At 67.9% G+C, this 1,456-nt stretch carries 2 protein-coding genes and 1 pseudogene; all 3 read right to left on the reverse strand.

Annotated features, from left to right (window positions below):
- On the reverse strand, positions 1 to 628 hold a 628-nt coding region (locus tag C5F48_RS23720), incomplete at its 3' end, for an SOS response-associated peptidase (RefSeq protein ID WP_107666120.1).
- A 245-nt stretch (positions 629 to 873) separates the two neighbouring features.
- Positions 874 to 1,086 carry a hypothetical protein gene (locus tag C5F48_RS23725; protein WP_107666121.1) on the reverse strand — a complete coding sequence of 71 codons (213 nt, stop codon included), beginning with the start codon at positions 1,084 to 1,086 and terminating at the stop codon, positions 874 to 876.
- Between the two features lie 63 nt (positions 1,087 to 1,149).
- Positions 1,150 to 1,456, reverse strand: a pseudogene (locus C5F48_RS25490) (ParB/RepB/Spo0J family partition protein); the annotation flags it as partial.

Below are 1,456 nucleotides of genomic sequence, written 5' to 3' on the forward strand. Positions count from 1 at the left end.
CGGGCTCCACGATCTTCAGCGCGCCATCGGGCAGGGGCCTTTGCAGCGCCTTGGCCTCGGGCCAAGGCGCCGTGAGCCACTGCTCCCATTCCTCGGGCTTGGTCAGGATCGAGGGCATGGCCTTGGGATGAACAGCGGCCACCTCGGCGTTGGGCGTCGTGGTCAGGAAGGCAAAGAGATCGTCGGTGGTCTCGCCGTCCTTCAGCTTGCGGACCGAAGTCCACTGCGGAACCCAGAGACCGGCGAAGAAGGCCGGCGCATCATCGGCCAGCTCGAACCAGACCACGGCCCGCCCGCGCTTCACCGGGTCGGGTTCCGAGAAGCGCGACAGCGGCACGAGGCAACGGTGCGGCGGGCTCAGCCAGCGCCGCCAATGCGGGGAAGCCGCATTGCGGACGTTGGTCACGCCCTTGTCGGTCTTCTTGCCCTCAAGGAAGGTCGGGGGCGTGGGCAAGCCCCAGCGCGCCATCGCCAGCTCCCGTCCCGCTTGGCCCATGCGGATGATGGGGGCGCTGTAATCGGGATAGATCTCGGTCTGCATCGGCAGGTTGCCGGTCAGATCCTCGATCCCGTCGAACAGCCGGCGCATGGCGTCCTGGCTACGGGTCTGGGAATAGAGGTTGCACATCGGGCGGCTCCTGCGCTGGTCAAGGGTCAGGATAGCGCGTTCGCCCCTCGGCGCCAGCCGCCCCTGGCGGCTTCGGACCGAAGGTCCGGGCCGGTCGGCGCTGCCGTCCCTTGGCGGCGGCGCTGACCGGGCAACCCGCGCTCCCGCCGCAACTGGCCCGCCCGATGAAGAGAAAAAACCGCCCCAGAGGGGCGGCAGTCGGTCCTCACCATAAGGACAAAACGCACGGGGATACTGAGACGACTTCAACCTTTGCGTGTGAGGCTGTCAAGGCGGAACGTCGTGAGCCACGCAGGGTCGTGGGTGTTGCGCAGGCGGTGGAGGTCGGCGGACGCGCTGACGGCCCGCCACTCCCGCGCGAGGCGGCTTTTCCATGAGCGGCCATGCTGGCGGGCATAGTCGACAAGGGCGGTGATCTGATCGGGCGTAAGGGCTTCGGGCGCGGGGCGGTCTATCATCTGGCATCCTCGGTCTGGCGAAGGGACAGGAGGGAGGGGCGGCTCTCGCCGCCCCCGTCGCGATCAGGCGCAGTCGGGAACCCACGCATCGAGGCGGGCCTTCTGCGCGGGCGTCACCTTCCAGTGCGCCTGCGTCTCGGGATCGCTGAACAGGTTTTCCAGTTCTGCGGCCTTCGCGCCTTTCTTGAGGCTTCTGAACACCCGGAATTGGGTGTCCGTCTCGTCGCGGTCCAGCAGTTCCGCCACAAGACCATCGAGGTAGGCGGCCGAGACGCGCCCGAAGAAGTTTGCCACGGTCGGCGTCCAGATCGAGCGGATCGACGCGCCCGCCTCGGCCTCGAGGCTGGTGAACAGCGGAGCGGAGTCGCAA

The sequence above is a fragment of the Cereibacter changlensis JA139 genome (assembly GCF_003034985.1).
Taxonomy (GTDB): Bacteria; Pseudomonadota; Alphaproteobacteria; order Rhodobacterales; family Rhodobacteraceae; genus Cereibacter; species Cereibacter changlensis.

Coding starts and splice junctions, on each gene's coding strand:
- C5F48_RS23725 (WP_107666121.1), bottom strand. CDS start 1,086: ATGATAGACCGCCCCGCGCCCGAAGCCCTTACGCCCGATCAGATCACC.